Origin of the sequence: Gordonia sp. (in: high G+C Gram-positive bacteria), from assembly GCF_049647785.1 — a bacterium.
Lineage (GTDB): Bacteria > Actinomycetota > Actinomycetes > Mycobacteriales > Mycobacteriaceae > Gordonia.
Genome location: NZ_JBARYI010000058.1, coordinates 24735 through 42914, shown reverse-complemented (window position 1 = coordinate 42914; position 18180 = coordinate 24735). Strand labels below are relative to the sequence as shown.

The following is an 18180-nucleotide window of genomic DNA, read 5'->3' as shown; positions in this document are numbered from 1 at the left end:
CGTTACTACTCGTCTTCGGCGTCTTCGGCGTCTTCGGCGTCTTCGGCGTTGAGTGCGGCCTCGATGCGGCCGCGGGCACCTTCGAGGTGTTCGGTGCATCGTTTGGCGAGGAGTTCGCCGCGTTCCCACAGGGCGAGCGATTCGTCGAGGCCCAATCCGCCGCGCTCAAGCTGAGCCACCACGTCGGCTAGCTCGTCGCGGGCCTGCTCGTAGTCGAGTTCGGCGACGGGAATCAGGTCGTCAGCGGGTGACGTCACGGCTGTTCTCCTTCGGTAGTGATGGTGCCTGGCCCGATGATCGCCTTCTTAGATCCGTCGGCAACTCGAATCCGGACATGCGCCCCGGCCGGTAATTCATCGACGGACCGGACTGCGTGCGGGGCAGCGGAGTCGGTTCGCTGCACCACGGCGTAGCCGCGAGCCAAGGTTTGTGCCGGGCCCAGCGTCGAAAGTTGCGCAGCGAGACGCCCGGCGCGGTGCTCTTCCAAACTCAGCAAATGCCTCACGGTCCGGCGAACGTCGCGAATCGCGCCGTCGACGCGGTCTTGTCGGTCGTCGACCATGCGGAGGGGATTGGCCAGGACCGGCCGGGCTCGCAGGCCCTCGATGACGCGTTCCTCGCGGTGGACCCAATTGCGGAGGGCGTGCGCGCTGCGACGGCGCAGCGTAGCGATGCCGTGAAGTTCAGCAACGACGTCGGGGACGGCACGCTTCGCCGCATCGGTGGGGGTGGCGGCACGCACGTCGGCGACAAAATCGAGGAGCGGATTGTCGGCCTCGTGGCCGATCGCGCTGATGACCGGGGTCGTGCACTTTGCCACGGCGCGCAGGAGCGTCTCGTCAGAGAATGGCAGGAGGTCTTCGACGCTGCCGCCACCGCGGGCAATGATGATGACCTGCACGTGCGGGTCGGCGTCCAAGGCAGCGAGGTGCTCGACGATTGCCGGGACAGCCGTTGGTCCCTGGACCGGTGAATCTCGAACGTCGAACTGCACGGCCTCCCAGCGGGCCGAAGCTACCGCGATGACGTCGTGCTGAGCCGCACTGGCTCGACCGCTGATGAGGCCGATGGTGTGGGGCAGGAAGGGCAGGGGCTTTTTGCGGCGGACGTCGAACAGGCCCTCCGCGGCGAGCAAACTCTTGATGCGCTCGATCCGGGCCAAGAGTTCGCCGATCCCGACCGGACGGATGTCGGTGATCCGCAACGACAGCGTTCCGCGACCGGAATAGAAGCTCGGCCGACCGTAAACAACAACCCGCGCCCCCTCGGTCAACGTGACAGGGCTGCGTTCAAGCAAACCCGGATCGCACGTCACCGACAGCGACATGTCGGCGGCCGGATCGCGCAGCGTCAGAAATGCCGTCCGCGTTCCGCGCCGGTGATTGATCTGCGTGAGCTGTCCTTCCACCCACACCTGACCCAGCCGGTGGATCCAGTCAGCGATCTTGAAGCTGAGGGTCCGGACCGGCCACGGGTTGTCGGCAGAATTCGCTGGCGCCGGAGTCGTCACTTGGTGGGTTCGGACTTCTTCTGCTGGCTGGAGATGCGGTTGTCGATCATCGTGACGAACGGGGTCCGGTTGCGATTCTCGGCTTCGAACGCGCGCAGTTCGGTCAGTTCGTCGACGCCGAGGCCGCGAACCTTGGCGCGCAACTGAGCCAGAGTCAGGTTCGGGTAGTCGAGTTCGGCAACGGTCGGAGGCAGCGGCTGCGTCGAGTCCGTGGTGCGGTTCGTCGCACCATTTGTCACCTCGGTCGGCGCGGAACTGTACAAAGCGAAGCGACCCGAGTTGGTCTTGCCGTTTGCGGCTGTGCCGTTGGTCTCAGGTGCCGACGCCGAACCGGTCTCGGCAGGCTTTGCCTTGGCAGCAGTCGGGGAGGGGGTCGACGGGGTCTTCTTGGCTACCGGTTTGTCGACCTCTGGGATAGAGCGCGGGGCGTCCGTAACGAGCGGAGCCGACGCCGAATTGGTGTCGTCATCCTCGTCGAAACGGGCCCATTCTGGCTGCTCCTCCGTCTTATCGAAGTACGGCGCAAGCACCTCGTCACCCTTGATGGCGAGTTCGGCGATGTTCTGCTGCATCCGCATGCCAGCCTGCAGGCCGTGACTGATCGCGGTCATCGGGAAAGTGATGAGGCGGGTCGGGAATTTGCGGGTTTCCTCGATCGTGATGACTACCAAACCGGCGATCACTCGAGCGGGGTACGGAGGACGGCTCATGTAATTACTGTCTCACAGCCGTACCCTGGAGGTCATGGCTGATAGTAAGCGCGTCCTACTCGCGTCGCCCCGTGGATATTGTGCAGGCGTCGACCGGGCCGTGGAAACAGTCGAGCGAACCCTCGACAAGCACGGTGCCCCGGTGTACGTCCGTAAGGAGATTGTGCATAACCGGCACGTGGTCGACACCCTCATCGAACGTGGTGCGATCTTTGTTGATGAAACCGACGAGGTCCCGGAAGGTGCCATCGTCGTGTTTTCGGCGCACGGTGTGTCACCGGAGGTGCACCGGACTGCCGAAGCGCGGCAGTTGAAGACCATCGACGCGACATGCCCACTGGTGACGAAGGTGCACCAGGAGGCCAAGCGTTTCGCCCGCGACGACTTCGACATCATTCTGATTGGCCACGAGGGTCACGAGGAAGTGGAAGGCACCGCGGGTGAAGCGCCCGAGCACATCCAGGTGGTGGACGGTCCCGACGCTGTCGACAACGTTGTGGTTCGGGACCCCGAGCGCGTGATTTGGCTGTCGCAGACCACCCTGTCGGTGGACGAGACGATGGAGACCGTTGGCCGACTCCGCGAGAAGTTCCCGCTGCTCAACGATCCGCCGTCGGACGACATCTGCTACGCCACCCAGAACCGTCAGGTTGCGGTGAAGGCGATGGCCCCCGAGTGCGATCTGGTGATTGTTGTGGGGTCGCAGAACTCGTCGAACTCGCAGCGCCTAGTTGAGGTGGCGCTCCAGAACGGCGCGCAGGCGTCGTACTTGGTCGACTACGCCCGCGACATCGACCTTGCCTGGCTCGACGGCGTGCAGACCGTGGGCGTCACCTCCGGCGCGTCGGTGCCCGAGGTTCTGGTCCGGGGCGTCCTCGACCTGCTCGCCGAGCACGGCTACGAAGATGTCGAGACCGTGACGACCGCACAGGAAACTCTGGTCTTCGCGTTGCCGCGCGAACTGCGCCCGGCACGCAACCCGCGCTAGCGGTATCTTTCGTTTCGGCCGTACTTTGGGCCCCCGCCGTGGGCCCAAAGTACGGACGAATGCTTTGCAGACCTGGTCGTGGGGAAAACGCGGGGGCGTATGGAAAAGGCACGGTTGGTGGCGCGCGTTGTCGCGTTACTCATTCTGGTGACGGGGTTTGCCGCGACCGTGGTGGCAGCACAACCGCGCACTGCCGACTACCCGGAGTTTGCTCGAGCTCTGGACAGCGGTTCAGTCGACTCAGTGGTGTTCGACGAATCCGACGGGACGGTTTCTGATACCTGGATTGGTGCCTGGTCGACGGGCCTGTTCCAGTGGCGGCGCGGCCCTATTGTTGCCGACCCCGTGTCGAAGTCCCAAGCGATGCAAAGCCTTCGAAATCGTGGCGTTGAGATCAGCGAAAATAGCGACCAGGTACCGAACAATTGGGCGTTTCGCTCTTCGGCCTGGTTCGGTATGGCTTTGACTTTGGCGTGGCTTGGGACGTTCGTTGCGATGTTGGCTTCGCGCCCGAGGTGGGGAAACCGGTGGGCCTGGTTCTGGATGTTCACCGTCGGTCAGGTTGGGGTCTTGCTCTACCTGCTCATTGAACCCGCGTCACTTTGGAAGAAGTCGGCGGTGTCTCCGTGCGTCGACGCGGCAACCGTTTCGGGCGGTGAGTCGACGCCGGATACCCGCGTGCACGGTTGGCGTGGATTGCTGTACGCGGTGTTCCTTGCCTTGGGTACCGCATTTTTCGTCGGGGCTGTCGGGTGGCTGAGGACCAACCTGTCCGGCTGATCTTCGCCGAGGGTCAACGCCGCTTCAGTAGCCAGCGCGCCAGCAGGACACAGCACCCAATACCGACCCCGGCCAGGATTACTCCTGTTCCGGGGTCTGTTTTGTTGGGCGAGGCATCGGACGCCAGGGCACGCGGGAGCACCGCGGTGCGGTCGTCAGCCGTCGTGGTGAGGGCGGCGACGGGGTCGACGAGGCCACTGCCAACCGTGAGGTCATGGCCGCCACCGTGGGCCGTGCGAACAATCCGGTCGACAACTTCCGGTGCGGTGAGGTGGGGGAAGCGGCTACGGATCAAAGCGGCCACGCCCGCGACATAAGGTGCGGCATAGCTGGTTCCCGCCAATGACGAGAGGCCGTCGTCAGTGCGGAGCGAATCGACGAGACGAGGTCCTGCCGAACCCGGCGCCAAGCTCACCACCTGCGTTCCCGGCGCGGCAACACCAACCCACGGGCCACGCAGGCTGAACTCCGCAGGTGCGCCGTTGGTGGCGTCGACCGCCGCGACCGTCAAGACCAGAGGCGAAAATCTGGCCGGGGTCACCGCGGTCCGAACCTGTGCCCACGCGAGTTCGGGTGATCCGGCACCGGCGGGATTCTGCTCGCGGCACCCCGTCGTCTCGGTGAGATTGCCTGCGGCAACCACGACAACTACGTCTCGCGCCCGAGCCTGGGCGAGGGCCGCACCGAGCAGACCGTCGCCGATATCCACACCGGCCGGGAGGCAGGCGACCTCCGAAATGTTGATCACCCGGGCACCGAGGTCGATGGCGCGAATCACGGCGCGCGCGAGCGTTTCGATCGGTCCGAAACCTGCGCCGACTACGGCACCGTCGGCACCTCGGTTTTTGGCCGAGTATGCACCAGAGGATTGGCGAATCGAAATGATCGTCGAATCGGGTGCGACCCCGACGAACCCATCGGCAATTGATCCCTGCCCGGCAATGATGCCAGCGACGAGGGTGCCGTGCATGTCGCAGTCGGACAGGCCATCGCCGGTGCCGACGTAATCGCCGCCCGCGACCAACCGCGGCAGTCGTGCATGGGGGCTGACTCCGGTGTCGATGACGGCGACCTTGACGCCCCCGCCGCGACTGAAGTCGTGGGCGGCCGACACATTGAGCAGTCGGTGGCCAGGCGGCTGGTCTGAAGCTACCGCGTCGACGACGCTGGCGCAGTTTGCGCGCTGCTCTGTGGGTTCCGGTGGTCCGAGCGGTGTCGCGACCACCGCGGCCGGGATGACGACTGGTCGGGGAGAGGCTGCGGCGGGCCCCGCCGACGCGATCGCCAAGACTGCCGCGACGCCGGTCGCGGCGCAGAGACGGCGGATCACAGCTGACGGACGGTCCGGTAGACGTCGAGGACCCAGAAAAGCAGTGGGACCACCGCGATCAGCGCGCCGTACTCCAGGATCTCGGCGAGCCGGACGGCCGGCGGCGTGTACTCGGCACCGGCGGCGACGCATCCCAGCAGGAGCGCGGCGACCGCAAACCCAAGGAGCGCCACGAAGACCGACAGTGGGCTCGGACCACCATCGGTGAACAGGACTGCGACGGCGGTGGACACCGCGGTGATACCCGCGGCAGCAACGAGAAGTCCGGACTGCCACTGGTCGGTATGCGTACGTCCACGAGCGGCCACGGCGGCAACGATTGATCCGCAATAGGCCAGGGTGACGGTTGACGTGCCGCCGTTGGCGGCGACGATGACCGTGGCAATTCCCGTGACGACGACCGACCCCGCCAGGATGCCTGTCAAGAACGACGCGGCAATCCCGGCTCGCCGGGCGAGCGCCGACAGGTCGCCGAGCGCGAGGTCGGCGATCGCCCCGAGGGGGTCGTGCCCGGACAGTCGGAGTGCTTCGACGCCGTCGACCGATGCCGTTTCAGGGAATGCTGACGGGTCCGAAGTTGTCATGGGGACTGCGGGCAGCGGCAGTCGTGCGAGGACGATCGCTAGCCGGGGAGCCATCAGTACCACCGCAACACCGACAGCAGCGCTCACTGCGGCGACGTCGGCCAGCGGCATCGAGGAGACGGCAGCCAGTGTTCCCCCGAGTGCGATGAGGATTGCAGCGGTGGTGATCCCGGTATGCATCGCGGTGGCTGTTGCCTCCATGCCGGGGCGGTAGCCGATGACGGCGCAGAGTCCGGCCGCGATGGCAGCGACGGCCGTCTGGGCGCCGCCCGAGAAGTGGGACGCGGCCACGGCCGCCGCAAGCCCCGCCATGGCGCAGGCTCCCCAGGTCAGCACCGTTCCTGTTTGGGGGTCCACGCCCAAGCGTGCGCCAGCGACCGCGATCGTCAGCGCGATGGCCGCGCCCACCGCCGCGATCGTTCCGATCACAACGTGTCCGCCGCCAGCAGAAGCTGCTAGACCAACCGGGATCGCCGCCGTAGCCGCAAGTACAAACAGCACGTAGCCGATGGTGCGCGAAGCCGAGGCCGTCCAGCCGGTTCGCTCTTCGGTAAGGCTTATGGCTACTCCGTCGGCGACGTCGTCGACCAATGCGGACCGCTCCCGGGGGCGATCTGCGCGGACCATCAGCAAGTCGCCATCGAGGATCCCGGCTTGAGCCAGCGTTTCCGTCGGGGCCAGCCGCGCGCCGTCGACGCAAGCGAGCGTCCAACTAGGTGAATCAGAGCCGGAGGAATCTGGAACCTTCAGTGCAACAAGCAAATCCGGTAGGAGCGTCGCGATTGGAACCTCTGTGGGCAGGCCGACGTCGAGCTGTTTGCGGCCACCAAGAATGGAGATTCGAACTAAATCCGGTTCGACAAATACGGTCATTTTGGTAACCCCCCGAGGTTTTCTGACCACTCCCACACTCGCTTCCGCGAGGCGATGGCGTCGAGATAACCACGCCGACAACCTCGGCGGGGCGGATTCTAAAAATCGGGCAAATCGGCGTATTCGCGGTGTGCGGCGACAGGTCGTTTGCTACGGCCCGACGACGAGGTCGGTTGCGGCTCTGATGAGAGTTTTGAGTTCGCGGGCATCGCCGTCAAACCATCGGCGGTAGGCATATGCGGCCGCTGACAACACGCTGTGGACGCGCACACCAGGTTCGAGGGAGTCGGGCGATGATCCCATTCGATCGGCAGCGAGCAGCACTAATTCTCGGGCGTCTTCGTGGCGGATCAGGGTAATGCGATCGACGAGGTCTGGTGCGCTGGCGAGGGCTGTTCGCCAAAGTTCCAACTCGACGTCGGGGGATGCCTCGGTGCGTTCGACGATGGCGTCGGCGAGCGCGCGAGTAGCCGAGATACCTGTCGGCTGGGCGGCGAAAGCGGTGACGATTGCCGCACTGCTGGCCTCGAGTGGGTAGAGGAGAAGGTCGTCTTTGCTGTTCACGTGTCGAAAGTAGGTGCTCTCGGAAACCCCTGCGGCCTCGGCGATCTGCTTGGTTGTCACCGACCCGAAGCCCAATTCGCTAAACAAACGCCAGGCGGCCGACTGGATGTCCTGTCGGACGCGGGCCCGCTGTCGCGAGCGCAATGGGTGACTCATGCTCCCTACGGTGCCCTCTTGAACGTTCACGTGCAAGATGATCGAAACTATCTATCTGGAACAAACTGTCAAGGCGGTCGCAGTAGACGCGGGTGCGGGCTGGTGTGGGTAACAACCTGTTGGGCGAGAACTCGGACAAAGCGGAGATTTCTACCGGGGGTCTTTGATACAAATCTCCCCAACGCATGCGGGGGTGTGCGGGTCAGTTCAAGGGCTGGGGGCTCGCATGGCTGGTGCAACGATTGGTTTCGCACGTCGTCCGCGATTGGTACCGCCGGAGGTGGCCGTCGGCGAAATAGAACTGACAGCACCACCGGAACTGTCCCGTTCGGTCCCACCCAGCTTGCTGGTCCGACTGTTGCCAGTGGTCATGGTGGTGGCGGTGGTCGGAATGGTCGCGATGATGATCGTGACCGGTGGATCCGGGGCCCTCGCGAACCCGCTGTTCTTGATGTTTCCACTCATGATGGTGATGTCGATGGTCGGAATGTTTGCTTCTGGCGGTCGTGGGGGACCGGAGCGGGCGGCGGAATTGAACGAGAGTCGCAAAGACTACCTGCGACACCTTGGTCAATTGCGGGCGAGCGTCTCCGAAACAGCTGCCGCACAGTATGAGTCGGCGGTCTGGCACCATCCGGAACCGACCTCACTGGGTGGATACGTCGGCGGGCGCAGGATGTGGGAGCGTCGACCGCTCGACGATGACTTCGTCCAAGTCCGGGTCGGACGAGGAACGCATCGGCTCGCGACGGCATTGATTCCGCCCGAAACGCCGCCGGGAGACGACCTCGAACCGGTGTCAGCCGTCGCCCTGCGCCGATTTGCGGTGGCGCACACCGCCGTCGACGACCTCCCGACAGCCATCGCCCTCGACAGTTTTCCCGCCGTCAGCATTAACGGTGATTCCGCCCAAGTGGATGGGCTTCTGCGGTCTATGTTGTGTGAACTTGCGGTGTTCCACGGACCCGACCATTTGCGGCTAGCCGTCGTCAGCGACGACCACCTTGCGGCCAAGTGGGATTGGCTTAAGTGGCTGCCACACGCGGGGCATCCGACGCGGGTGGATGCGCTCGGCGCGGTCCGGATGGTCTATCCGACGCTGGCGAAACTCGAGGCTGATCTGGCCGAAGATCTGGATGCCCGCGCGGGATTCTCGCGGACCGCTGACTCGCTCGCGTCGTCACACCTGGTGGTGGTTGTCGACACCGATGCCATGGACGTCGATGACGAACTCATCGGAGGTGCCGGATTAGATGGCGTCACCGTCATCGGGCTGGGGAGCGCACCGAGTCCACTGGCAGCGCAACGCGGACTGCAACTGGTGGTGACCGGGGGAAAGATCTCGGCGCGCACCGCTGCCGGGCTGGAAGAGTTCGCCATCGTCGACTTCCTCGATCGAGTCTCCGCAGAGGCGGTGGCACGCAGGTTGGCCCGATACCGCCCGGGGGGTCACGACATTCTCCTCGACCTCGATAGCCCGTTGGCCGCGAGCGACCCGGGGTTGCCTGCACTGCTGGGTATCCAGGATGCAGGCAGCTTTAGTCCGACTTCCGGTTGGGCAGGCCGCTCCGGCCCAAGTCGGTTACGGGTCCCGATCGGATACACGCCCAACGGCGCACCGGTTCACCTGGATCTCAAGGAGAGCGCGCACGGCGGGATGGGGCCGCACGGATTGTGCATCGGAGCGACGGGCAGTGGCAAGAGTGAACTGTTGCGCACCCTGGTGCTCGCGTTGATTGCCACGCACTCACCCGATGAACTCAACCTCGTCCTGGTCGACTTCAAAGGTGGTGCAACGTTTTTGGGTTTGGAGAAGGCCCGGCATACGGCGGCAGTCATCACCAACCTTGAGCAGGAACTCTCCATGGTCGACCGGATGGGTGACGCTTTGTCCGGCGAACTCAACCGGCGACAGGAACTGTTGCGTGCGGCGGGAAACTTTGCCAACGTCACCGACTACGAGGCTGCTCGCGCTGCCGGTGCGTCCCTCGATCCGCTTCCAGCGCTATTCATCGTCGTCGACGAGTTCTCCGAACTCCTCGCGCAGAAGCCCGAGTTCGCCGACCTCTTCGTCGCGATTGGCAGGCTTGGACGGTCGTTGCACATCCATCTGCTGCTCGCATCTCAGCGGCTGGAAGAAGGTCGGCTCCGCGGACTCGATAGTCACCTGTCGTATCGGATCGGCTTAAAAACCTTCTCCGCCAACGAATCTCGCACGGTTTTGGGAGTCCCCGATGCCTATCACCTGCCGAATTCGCCGGGTGCGGCCTACCTGAAGTGTGACTCGTCGACGCCAACCCGCTTCGACACCTGCTTCGTCTCCGGACCGTATCGTCCGCACCCAATCCCGGGAGTCGGCGCTGGAGATGGACCAGTCGCCGGGCTGGTGCCGCTGGCATTCACCACCGCGGAGGTTCCTCTCGAGGCAGTGCCGGTGATCGACGATGACTTTGCCGACGGCCCGTCGGCAACGGTGCTTGAGACCATCGTGCAGGCGTTGGCAGGGCAGGGGCGTCGACCGCATCAGGTGTGGCTGCCGCCGCTCGAACCGGCGGTCACACTCGATGCACTCGTCCTGGGAAAGGGCGAGCAAGTTCGACAACTATCATTCCCGTTCGGAATCATCGACCTGCCGTACGAGCAGCGCCGTGACATCGCCCGGCTCGACGTCTCCGGTGCCGGTGGCCACATCGCGGTGGTCGGTGGTCCACAAGCCGGCAAGTCGACGGCTTTGCGGACGCTGATCTGCGGTGCCGCAATAACACACACGCCCGAACAGGTGCAGTTCTATTGCATCGACTTCGGCGGTGGTTCGTTGGCGGCACTTGGCGGGCTGCCGCACGTTGGCTCCGTGGCGACCAAATCGAGCCGAGACACGTTGCGACGGACTCTCGCCGAAGTCGAGGGCGTCCGCTCGTATCGGGAGAAGGTGTTTGCCGAACACGGCATCGAGTCGATGCGGCAGTATCGCGAGGCCCGAGCTGCGGGCGAATTCCCCGATGACCGACACGGCGACGTCTTCCTCGTCATCGACGGAATCGGGGTGCTGCGCGCCGACTTTGAACTGCTCGAAGACCAGGTGAACACGCTGGTATCTGGCGGCCTCGCGTACGGGATTCACGTGATCGTGACGGCGACCCGCTGGGGCGAGATTCGGCCCGCGATGAAGGACCTCATGGGCGGGCGCATTGAATTGAAGCTTGGCGACGCGCTCGATTCGGAGATGGGTCGCCGAGCCGCTGCTGGAGTTCCGGAAGGACGCCCCGGTCGTGGCCTCACCGCGCAGGAGAAGCACCTGCTGGTGGCCCTGCCGAGGATCGACGGTGTGGCCGATGCTGCGAGTGTTTCGGCAGGTACCGCAGGTCTTGTGGAACAGGTGGCGGCGACTTTCGGCGGGCGGGCAGCACCGCCCGTGCGGATGCTTGCCCGCTATGTTGGCAGCGAAGCCCTCGCGGCGGCAGTCGACGGTGTGCCGGTGGCGGCGGGGCAGGTGGCGCTGGGCCTGTCGGAAGCAGATTTGGGGCCGTACCTCCTCGATTTCAACAGTCAACCGCACCTGCTGGTGTTCGCCGACGTGGAATCGGGGAAGACTGAAACACTCCGCACACTGGTTCGCGGTTTGGTCGCCTCAGCGACCCCCGAGGAGGCCAAGGTGGTGCTCGTCGACTACCGCCGTGGGCTCCTGGGTGAAATTCCCGAAGGGCACCTGGCCGGGTATGCGAGTTCGGAGCGGACCGCCCGTCCGATGATGGCGCAACTCGCCGAATTCTTCGCGGCACGACTACCGGGTGACGACGTAACCGCGCAGCAGCTCCGCGACCGATCGTGGTGGTCGGGGCCCACCGTGTACCTGGTCGTGGACGACTATGACCTCGTCGCCACCGCGTCCGGGAATCCATTGCTCCCACTCATCGAGATGGCGGGCCATGGCCGCGACATTGGGTTCCGCATGATCGTCGCCAGACGTTCGGGAGGGCTCGGTCGCGCACTATTCGATCCGGTCATCGCGTGCCTGCGCGACCTCTCGTGCGATGTCCTCCTGATGGACGGGGATCCGGACGAGGGGTACGTGGTTGGCAGACACCGGATGCAGCGACTTCCGGTCGGGCGCGGGGAACTGATTTCGCGCAATCGGGGCGCGCAGATCGTGCAGGTCGCGGTGGGTGAACACGCATGACCACTCCGACGATCGACCTCGCCTACGGACACGTGGACGATGGCGACCGGCGCCGTGACGTCTCAGCCTTGCTCGAGGACATCGACAGCGTGGCACGCCGGGCCATCGCACGACCGGCGCTTGCCGAATGGGTGGCTCATGCGGGTCACATCGACTCGGTGTTGGTCCCAACGGTGTGGGGTCCGGTCCGGACAGCTTCGCTCCTCGCTGAGTTCACTGCGGTCGGTGCTCGCCCGAAACCGATTCCGCGCGCGGTAGCGATTGCCGCCTCCCATGCGGAGGCCACGGCGCAGCGATGCGTCGTCGTTGAAACGAGCCTGCTGCCGACCACCGGCGGGCATTGGAGTGCGCATGCGGTGACACGGCACAACGGGCAATGGGAACTGGGTGCGGGGGAGGTGACGCTGCCGCAGCGGATCCCCGTCGATCCGGGTTGGGCGCGCCTGCTCGAGACTGCTGACGCGGTGTTTGTCGATGGGCCCCATGCGGCGGTCGTGCAGGAGGCGCGGACGCTCTTGGCCACCTCGTTCGGGGTTGACGCGGTGCCCGTGGAACGGGACACCCTGGTGCTGCACGGTAGTCGTACCGGTGTGATGACGGGAGCGGACCTGCTTGCCGGACTTCCGCTTCCGCCGGTGCCCGCGCGACAACGGTTAAGTCGTGCGCCAGCGGTGGTCGTCGGATTGCTCGTGACGGCGACGGTCGCGACAGCGGCGTGGGTGCATTGGCCGCGGGCAATTCCGCCAGACCGAACCACGGCGGCTGTAGGCGCAGCCCAATTCGAGGTCCCGGGTTCGTGGCGGCGCACAGATCAGGACGCGCAGGCTGGCGGGCACCGCGCGGTATTTGTGTCACCAGACGACGGTCGGCGACTGATTGTCGTGGTGTCGCGATTGCGTGCCGGTTCCACTGCGGAGTCGGTGGCCTCCAGCCTGCGGAACCGGATTGCGCAGCGTGGAGATGACGCCGTTGCCGAGTTCACCCCCGATCTCACCTATGCGGGCAGGCACGTGATCGGTTACCGCGAGACGCCCGTTTCGGGTGCTCCGGTGGCTTGGTACGTGACCGTCGAAGACCCACTGCAAGTCAGCGTCGGCTGCCAGGCGGGAACCGGGGAGCACTCGGTTGATGGGCCTTGCCGGGCGACTGTCGGATCGCTGCGGGTGGCAGCCGGTTAGCGGTCCGGCTCGGCACGCGGTGATTGTCGTCGGTCATGACCATTGACGGCAGGCAGCGGTGTCAGCTCTTTGGTGCCGGGGCTTTCCGGTACGCGAAACTCCCAACCTGAAGGTAGGAGACGCGCTCGGCAAGGGGTGCGCTGATGCGTCCGAGGGCTCGGTAGACGTGCGCGTCCTTGCCGATGACCGAGGAGGTGCGGCCCTTCATCGTCACCGCGATCATCTTTTTCGCGGCCTTGCGTGGCGACATGGCGAAGCCCTTGGCAACGGCAATCGGGATGCCCATGCTTTCGGCGGTGTTGCGAACGATGTCGGTCCAGATGGTGCCCGGAGTCACCGTCGTCGCGGTGACGGAGGGGGCGAGGCGTCGCAGATCTTGGGACAGGCCGTAGCCGTAGTAGGCGACAGCGGCTTTTGATGCGCCGTAGACGGCCGCGCCGGGGACCGGCACGATCGCCGACAGGCTTGACGTCAGCATGATTCGTCCGCCGTCGGGCCGTTCGGCCAGGTGCGGGACGAACGCCTGCGTCATCTCGACGGTGCCGCGGAAGTTCACGGTCATCAGCTGGTCAATGCGTTCGGGTTCAATGTCGAGGGTGGTTCCGACTGATTGCGCGATACCGGCAATGTTGAACAACCCGTCGACGACGCCGTGGGCATCGAGGACTACCTGCGGAAAGGCCGCGACGGCATCGCTGTCGGAGATGTCGAGAACGTGCGTCGAAATCCGCGCGCCGGCAGCATCGGCCGTCTGCTGGAGGCCATCGGCATTGATGTCGACCGCGGCGACGGTGGCACCCTGCTCGACGAGCTCGAGGGCGACCTGCTGGCCGATCCCATTGCCTGCGCCCGTCACGACGAACACTTTTCCTTCGGTGGACAGGGCCATCTTGTGTAATTCTCCCGGGTCTAAGTGGGGATCGTCGCCTCAAGTGCGACGGTCACTTCGTCGGCCACCTTCAGCGCGCCCATCATTAACGAATACTGCTTAACGCCGAAATCAGTTTGCTTCAACGACGATTCGCCGCTCACTTGGGTGCCATCGACGACGACGGTAACGGAATGCGGACGGGTCTTGCCGCAAATGCTCAGATCACCGGTCAGTGAATATCCGTCGTCGGTGGCCGTGATCGCGGAGGCACGGAAGGTGATGTCGCCGAACCTGGTGACTTTCAACGATTTCAAGGCATTCACCCGTGCCAGGGCGCGTTCGGGTGGCGTCATCGGGGTGATGCCGCCTTCGCCGCTGCGCACCTGCAACGATTCGACGTTCACCGCGAGCACCACCGCCGTTGGCACGTTGCCGTCGAGATCAACGGTGGCCTGCCAGCGCTCGAATTCGATCGTCAGGTTGTGCCCGGTCCGGGCCGCTGGCCCAACCACCCCGGTCCGCAGGGTGAATGTGCCTTGCTCCGGACCCAACAAGATCTGCGACGGACTGCTCATGGGCCCACGATACGGTGAGGTAAGCGTCTTCGGTGGCAGGGAGACGGCATTCGTTTTGACCAGCGACACCCGGCGCGCGTAATCTGGATCGCTGGTGCCCTGCGTATACAGAGCTCCCGGGTCCCCACTGGTCGCCGGGAGAGCACTCTGCAGGATTACTTGACCAGCAGCAATCGAGTTCAGAGGACATACACGTGTCTACCTATTCACCGAAGGCCGGTGACATCACTCACGAGTGGTTCGTCATCGACGCCACCGACGTGGTGCTCGGCCGCCTCGCCGTCGCGAGCGCCAACCTGCTCCGCGGCAAGGGCAAGCCCACCTACGCCCCCAACATGGATGGTGGCGACTACGTCATCATCATCAATGCCGAGAAGGTCGCAGTCACCGGCAACAAGCTGAATGACAAGCGCCTCTACCGCCACTCGGGTCACCCGGGCGGTCTGAGCTCGCAGAGCATCGGTGAGCTGCTGGCCACCAAGCCTGAGCGCGTCGTCGAGAGTGCCGTCAAGGGCATGCTCCCCAAGAACAAGCTGGGCAGCGCCATCGCTGGCAAGCTCAAGGTCTACGCGGGCCCCAACCACCCGCACGGCGCTCAGAAGCCGGTTAATTACGAGATCAAGCAGGTGGCCCAGTGAGCAACGAAAACGAAAACCTGAACGACGTCGACGTCGAGGTCATCGAGGAAGAGACCCTGTCGGAAGACGGCTCGTACACCACCGAAACCGTCGAGGTTGTTGAGACCCAGGTTTCCTCGCGTGGCCCCGTCGTCCTCGACGCCCCGGTCCAGACCGTTGGTCGCCGCAAGGAAGCCATCGTGCGCGTTCGCCTGACCCCGGGCACCGGTGAGTTCAACCTCAACGGCCGCAGCATCGAGAACTACTTCCCGAACAAGGTGCACCAGCAGCTGATCAAGGCTCCGCTGGTCCTCGTCGACCGCACGGATGCTTTCGACATCCACGCTCGCCTCGTCGGTGGCGGCCCCTCGGGCCAGGCAGGCGCCCTGCGTCTGGCTATCGCCCGCGGCCTCATTGAGGTCAGCCCCGAGGACCGTCCGGCCCTCAAGAAGGCTGGCTTCCTCACTCGCGATGCACGTGCAGTTGAGCGTAAGAAGTACGGCTTGAAGAAGGCCCGTAAGGCTTCGCAGTACAGCAAGCGCTAAATTGGCTCGTCTTTTTGGCACCGACGGCGTCCGAGGCCGGGCCAACGACCAACTCACACCCGAGTTGGCGTTGGACCTGGCCTCGGCCGCCGTTCGCGTTCTTGGTGCAGATACTTTCGACCGCCCAAACCAGGGAGAAGCAGTAGGCCTTCGTCCCCGGGTTGTTGTCGGCCGCGACCCCCGCGCCTCCGGCGAACTCCTCGAAGCCGCAGTCTGTGCAGGCCTCGCAGCAGCCGGAGCCGACGCAGTGCGAGTCGGTGTGGTTCCGACCCCCGCGGTCGCGTTCCTCACCGCCGACTACAAAGCAAACTTTGGTGTGATGATCTCCGCATCGCACAACCCGATGCCCGACAACGGCATCAAATTCTTCGCCGAAGGCGGCCACAAGCTCAGCGACGCCATCGAAGACGCCATCGAAGACGCGATGCGCGCCGATCATCCGCGACCGACGGGCGCAGAAGTCGGCCGGATCGTCGACGCCGCCGACGCCGAAGACCGCTACCTCGCGCATCTGGCACAAACTGTCACTACTCGACTCGACGGACTGACCATCGTCGTTGACTGTGCACACGGCGCGGCATCACAGGTTGGTCCGGCCGCATACGAGGCCGCTGGCGCCAACGTCATTGCAATCTATGCCGAGCCCGACGGTCTCAACATCAACGATGGCTGCGGTTCGACGCACCTGGAGAAGTTGCAGGCTGCCGTCCTTGAGCACGGTGCCGACCTCGGCTTGGCACACGACGGCGATGCTGACCGTTGCCTGGCTGTGGACTCGACCGGCGCCATCGTCGACGGTGACAAAATCATGGCAGTCCTGGCACTCGCCATGCATGAGACTGGCGAACTTACCGACAACGTTCTCGTCGCCACCGTGATGAGTAATCTCGGTCTCCACATCGCGATGGATCAAGCGGGCATCGACCTGAAGGTCACCGGTGTCGGCGATCGCTACGTGCTCGAAGAACTCCGTGCGGGCGGCTATGCCCTCGGCGGCGAGCAATCGGGTCACATCGTGATCCCCGCGGCCGGTACCACCGGCGACGGTGTCCTCACCGGACTCATGCTGGCCGCACGGATGGCATCGACGGGTTCTCGGCTCGCCGACCTGGCTTCGGTGATGATGGTGCTCCCGCAGGAACTGATTAACGTGAAGGTCTCCGACAAGCACGCCGTTGCGGTCGCTGACTCGGTCCTAGATGCCGTCAAGGTTGCCGAGGCCGAACTCGACGGATACGGACGAATCCTGTTGCGTCCTTCCGGAACCGAACAGTTGGTTCGCGTGATGGTGGAAGCCCCGACCGCAGAATCTGCGCGCGGCATCGCCGAGCGTGTCGCCAAGGTTGTCGCGTCCGTCTAGTTCCCCAGAACCGCATTCTCGGAAGCTCGGCGTGTCGTGGAACCGAACCGGGACCGTGCGCGTCTAAGTCATATGCGAAGTGACGGCGAGGACCAACGTGACAGCGGAGATGCGGCGTACACCAGCGATGGCTATGGGACGGGCAGCGACGGAATGCGCGTCGATCTCGATGCCCTCGCCAAGCTGACAGCAGCACAGCACGTCATCTCGGCAACCCTGGCCACGAGTGCGGCCGACCTCAGCGGCGGCGGGCTATGCGACTGGGCAGACACCGGGCCCGCACACCGAGCCGCAATGGCGACCGCCGAGCGACTCCGGGAACTAGGGTCGCAGTTGCGTGCCTGCGGCAGTTCCGTGGACGCGCTGGCCACCGACCTGTCTCGTGCCGGTCGAGCCTTCGCCGCTACCGAAGACGCGGCAGTCGTAGCCGTCACCAGGTGGTCGCGATGACATCGTGCGTTGACCCATTCGTGTCGCTGATCGCCGCGTGCCGAGAACTAGGCCTCACCAGTGCGGACGACGCCACAGTCCGACGCCCCCACCATGGCGTTGATGAATTCCGCTTCAGCAACTTCGTCGACGACGCCCGACGGTTAACGGCGCTCGCGGGGGACATCGCGCACGCTATTGGGATGTCAAGCGTGCTTGATGATCAGTCGCCCGCGGATTGGTCCGGCAGATCGGGGCGCGCGGCAGGCGGCGTCCTGCGCAGCGTCGGTGCCGGCCTTGCGGACCTCAGCCGCAACCTCAACGACGGTGCCGCGGCAACCGCACAGGCAGCTATCGTGCTCGACGGCATCCTGGGGCGTCATCGAGGAGTCCTCGACTTGGTCAGTACGCCACGGCTAAGCGGCTTCGATCTCGACGCATTGCCCGCTGCCCTCAACTCCGGGACATTGAGTCCGCACGCCCTGCGCGGTGAAATTCAGGCTCGACTCGAGTACGCCGAGACTGCCGGGGTCACAGCCAGCGACAGTATCCGTGAGGTACTCACCGAGGTCGCCACCGCCTGGGCCGCGCAGGTCGGGTCCGACGGCGAACTCGCGCTGGCGGATATGCAATGACTACCGCGATGTTCGCCCGTCTCGATGAACTGGGCACCGCCGCCGCCGCTGCTTTCGACGTCGCCGATCGGCGTTATCGGGACCGTCTTAACGCGCTAACCGCAACGGTGCCGCAACGGCAGGAACCGGCACGCATCCGTCGGTTGCGGGCCCGCCTCGAAGCAGACTCCGACGCCGCCAGCACCGTGGTGCCCCAACTGCTACTGCCTGCAAACCTCGACGCGGCGCGACCGAGGATCCGCCGACGGTGAGGAGTTGACCGGTGGAGCGCGCGCCAGACATGCGGTGTCATAGGGTT

The 18180-nt window shown here is 64.9% G+C and carries 18 protein-coding genes; 10 read left to right on the top strand and 8 right to left on the bottom strand.

Annotation, left to right across the window (positions count from 1 at the left end; translation table 11 throughout):
- Positions 1 to 5 precede the first annotated feature (5 nt).
- Genes WBA38_RS09320 through WBA38_RS09310 form a run of 3 tightly spaced genes read right to left on the bottom strand, consistent with a single transcriptional unit; the run spans position 6 to position 2220 of the window.
- Entirely contained in the window at positions 6 to 257 is a 252-nt protein-coding gene (locus WBA38_RS09320; RefSeq protein ID WP_424322545.1) for an exodeoxyribonuclease VII small subunit, read from the bottom strand.
- The gene (gene xseA, locus WBA38_RS09315; RefSeq protein ID WP_424322544.1) at positions 254 to 1510 is read right to left on the bottom strand and encodes an exodeoxyribonuclease VII large subunit; all 1257 of its coding nucleotides are present in this window, start codon (positions 1508 to 1510) and stop codon (positions 254 to 256) included. Before xseA ends, WBA38_RS09320 begins: the two co-directional genes overlap by 4 nt.
- Positions 1507 to 2220, bottom strand: coding sequence for a lipid droplet-associated protein (locus WBA38_RS09310; RefSeq protein ID WP_424293687.1), 714 nt, complete (start codon positions 2218 to 2220; stop codon positions 1507 to 1509). The genes xseA and WBA38_RS09310 overlap by 4 nt, the downstream gene beginning before the upstream one ends.
- A gap of 34 nt (positions 2221 to 2254) precedes the next feature.
- Between WBA38_RS09310 and WBA38_RS09305 the strand changes: the two genes are divergently transcribed.
- Both WBA38_RS09305 and WBA38_RS09300 read left to right on the top strand, forming a co-directional pair.
- Positions 2255 to 3208 carry a 4-hydroxy-3-methylbut-2-enyl diphosphate reductase gene (locus WBA38_RS09305; RefSeq protein WP_424293688.1) on the top strand — a complete coding sequence of 318 codons (954 nt, stop codon included), beginning with the start codon at positions 2255 to 2257 and terminating at the stop codon, positions 3206 to 3208.
- Between the two features lie 117 nt (positions 3209 to 3325).
- Complete coding sequence (locus WBA38_RS09300) at positions 3326 to 3988, top strand: hypothetical protein (protein ID WP_424293689.1); 663 nt, start codon at positions 3326 to 3328, stop codon at positions 3986 to 3988.
- A gap of 13 nt (positions 3989 to 4001) precedes the next feature.
- On the opposite strand, the gene mycP is transcribed toward WBA38_RS09300, so the two are convergent.
- The 3 genes from mycP to WBA38_RS09285 all read right to left on the bottom strand — a co-directional run bounded on the left by mycP (position 4002) and on the right by WBA38_RS09285 (position 7495).
- The gene (gene mycP / locus WBA38_RS09295; RefSeq protein WP_424322543.1) at positions 4002 to 5318 is read right to left on the bottom strand and encodes a type VII secretion-associated serine protease mycosin; all 1317 of its coding nucleotides are present in this window, start codon (positions 5316 to 5318) and stop codon (positions 4002 to 4004) included.
- A complete protein-coding gene (gene eccD, locus WBA38_RS09290) occupies positions 5315 to 6775 on the bottom strand; it encodes a type VII secretion integral membrane protein EccD (protein ID WP_424322542.1) in 1461 nt (486 codons plus the stop codon). Before eccD ends, mycP begins: the two co-directional genes overlap by 4 nt.
- A 150-nt stretch (positions 6776 to 6925) precedes the next feature.
- Positions 6926 to 7495, bottom strand: coding sequence for a TetR/AcrR family transcriptional regulator (locus WBA38_RS09285; RefSeq protein ID WP_424293692.1), 570 nt, complete (start codon positions 7493 to 7495; stop codon positions 6926 to 6928).
- A 226-nt stretch (positions 7496 to 7721) separates the two neighbouring features.
- On the opposite strand from WBA38_RS09285, the gene eccCa reads away from it, so the two are divergent.
- Together eccCa and WBA38_RS09275 are read left to right on the top strand one after the other, a co-directional pair.
- A complete protein-coding gene (eccCa, locus tag WBA38_RS09280; RefSeq protein WP_424322541.1) occupies positions 7722 to 11672 on the top strand; it encodes a type VII secretion protein EccCa in 3951 nt (1316 codons plus the stop codon).
- Positions 11669 to 12850 (top strand): type VII secretion-associated protein, encoded by a 1182-nt coding sequence (locus WBA38_RS09275; protein ID WP_424322540.1) that lies wholly within the window; start codon positions 11669 to 11671, stop codon positions 12848 to 12850. Before eccCa ends, WBA38_RS09275 begins: the two co-directional genes overlap by 4 nt.
- A 61-nt stretch (positions 12851 to 12911) precedes the next feature.
- Here the strand turns inward: WBA38_RS09275 and WBA38_RS09270 are convergent, their stop codons facing one another.
- Both WBA38_RS09270 and WBA38_RS09265 read right to left on the bottom strand, forming a co-directional pair.
- Positions 12912 to 13739: an SDR family NAD(P)-dependent oxidoreductase gene (locus tag WBA38_RS09270; protein ID WP_424293755.1), complete on the bottom strand. Its 828-nt coding sequence runs from the start codon at positions 13737 to 13739 to the stop codon at positions 12912 to 12914.
- Between the two features lie 20 nt (positions 13740 to 13759).
- A complete protein-coding gene (locus WBA38_RS09265) occupies positions 13760 to 14296 on the bottom strand; it encodes a YceI family protein (protein WP_424293756.1) in 537 nt (178 codons plus the stop codon).
- Between the two features lie 194 nt (positions 14297 to 14490).
- On the opposite strand from WBA38_RS09265, the gene rplM reads away from it, so the two are divergent.
- From rplM to WBA38_RS09235, 6 genes are all read left to right on the top strand, one after another.
- Positions 14491 to 14934 carry a 50S ribosomal protein L13 gene (gene rplM, locus WBA38_RS09260; protein ID WP_424293757.1) on the top strand — a complete coding sequence of 148 codons (444 nt, stop codon included), beginning with the start codon at positions 14491 to 14493 and terminating at the stop codon, positions 14932 to 14934.
- Positions 14931 to 15458 carry a 30S ribosomal protein S9 gene (rpsI, locus tag WBA38_RS09255; RefSeq protein ID WP_424293758.1) on the top strand — a complete coding sequence of 176 codons (528 nt, stop codon included), beginning with the start codon at positions 14931 to 14933 and terminating at the stop codon, positions 15456 to 15458. The genes rplM and rpsI overlap by 4 nt, the downstream gene beginning before the upstream one ends.
- A 1-nt stretch (position 15459) precedes the next feature.
- Positions 15460 to 16818 carry a phosphoglucosamine mutase gene (glmM, locus tag WBA38_RS09250; protein ID WP_424293759.1) on the top strand — a complete coding sequence of 453 codons (1359 nt, stop codon included), beginning with the start codon at positions 15460 to 15462 and terminating at the stop codon, positions 16816 to 16818.
- 72 nt (positions 16819 to 16890) lie between these two features.
- Entirely contained in the window at positions 16891 to 17268 is a 378-nt protein-coding gene (locus WBA38_RS09245) for a hypothetical protein (protein WP_424293760.1), read from the top strand.
- Positions 17265 to 17882 carry a hypothetical protein gene (locus WBA38_RS09240; RefSeq protein WP_424293761.1) on the top strand — a complete coding sequence of 206 codons (618 nt, stop codon included), beginning with the start codon at positions 17265 to 17267 and terminating at the stop codon, positions 17880 to 17882. The genes WBA38_RS09245 and WBA38_RS09240 overlap by 4 nt, the downstream gene beginning before the upstream one ends.
- Positions 17879 to 18133, top strand: a complete 255-nt coding sequence (locus WBA38_RS09235; protein ID WP_424293762.1) for a hypothetical protein — start codon at positions 17879 to 17881, stop codon at positions 18131 to 18133. Before WBA38_RS09240 ends, WBA38_RS09235 begins: the two co-directional genes overlap by 4 nt.
- The last annotated feature ends 47 nt before the right edge of the window (positions 18134 to 18180 follow it).

Coding starts and splice junctions, on each gene's coding strand:
- WBA38_RS09310 (WP_424293687.1), bottom strand. CDS start 2,220: ATGAGCCGTCCTCCGTACCCCGCTCGAGTGATCGCCGGTTTGGTAGTC.
- WBA38_RS09270 (WP_424293755.1), bottom strand. CDS start 13,739: ATGGCCCTGTCCACCGAAGGAAAAGTGTTCGTCGTGACGGGCGCAGGC.
- eccCa (WP_424322541.1), top strand. CDS start 7,722: ATGGCTGGTGCAACGATTGGTTTCGCACGTCGTCCGCGATTGGTACCG.
- WBA38_RS09235 (WP_424293762.1), top strand. CDS start 17,879: ATGACTACCGCGATGTTCGCCCGTCTCGATGAACTGGGCACCGCCGCC.
- WBA38_RS09245 (WP_424293760.1), top strand. CDS start 16,891: ATGCGAAGTGACGGCGAGGACCAACGTGACAGCGGAGATGCGGCGTAC.
- WBA38_RS09275 (WP_424322540.1), top strand. CDS start 11,669: ATGACCACTCCGACGATCGACCTCGCCTACGGACACGTGGACGATGGC.
- WBA38_RS09305 (WP_424293688.1), top strand. CDS start 2,255: ATGGCTGATAGTAAGCGCGTCCTACTCGCGTCGCCCCGTGGATATTGT.
- WBA38_RS09240 (WP_424293761.1), top strand. CDS start 17,265: ATGACATCGTGCGTTGACCCATTCGTGTCGCTGATCGCCGCGTGCCGA.
- eccD (WP_424322542.1), bottom strand. CDS start 6,775: ATGACCGTATTTGTCGAACCGGATTTAGTTCGAATCTCCATTCTTGGT.
- WBA38_RS09265 (WP_424293756.1), bottom strand. CDS start 14,296: ATGAGCAGTCCGTCGCAGATCTTGTTGGGTCCGGAGCAAGGCACATTC.
- WBA38_RS09285 (WP_424293692.1), bottom strand. CDS start 7,495: ATGAGTCACCCATTGCGCTCGCGACAGCGGGCCCGCGTCCGACAGGAC.